Annotated in this window: 1 protein-coding gene; it reads left to right on the forward strand. The window is 72.7% G+C overall.

Going from position 1 to position 560, the window contains the following annotated elements:
- Window positions 1–560, forward strand: a 560-nt coding sequence (locus GJV64_RS15370; RefSeq protein ID WP_164158395.1) for a hypothetical protein, incomplete at both ends; no start/stop codon positions are given.

The following is a 560-nucleotide window of genomic DNA, read 5'->3' on the forward strand; positions in this document are numbered from 1 at the left end:
GCTGCTGGCCGGCGCGCCGCTGCCGGCTCCGCTGGCGCTGCCGCTGTTCGACGTGGATCTGCTGCTGGCCGAAGGGGCCGCCCCGGATGCCACGCCGGCCACCGCCGGTGCGGCGGGCACGCTGGCCATCGACCTGGTGCGGCCCGATGACCGACTGGCCGGCATGGGCGAATTTGCCGCTGGCGCCTTTGGCAGCCGGCGCTGGAATGGCCGCATCGACGTGTCGTTGACGCGCGGGATTCGCGTGGGCCTTGCCGGCCTTGTCCACCATGATCTGGGCTGGCTGGCCAACAGCACCACCGGGGAGATGCTCAATCGCGGCCAGCGCACTGGCCTTGCCGGCCTGATCGACGTTGATCTGACACCACGGCTTGCCTGGCAGATCAGCCTTGTCCACGCCGGCAGCCGGGCCGGCAACCTGCCGGGCTTCACCTGCGATCCCACTGCGCAGGGCCGCTGTGGCGGGCGCTTTGCCAGCACCGGTCAGCGCGCGGCGGTGGCATCGGATGGCGGCCCGCTGGATGCCGGCTGGGGAGCGATCGGCGCCGATCTCGCCGGCC

This window comes from Sandarakinorhabdus rubra, assembly GCF_010994245.1.
GTDB classification, from domain to species: domain Bacteria; phylum Pseudomonadota; class Alphaproteobacteria; order Sphingomonadales; family Sphingomonadaceae; genus Sandarakinorhabdus; species Sandarakinorhabdus rubra.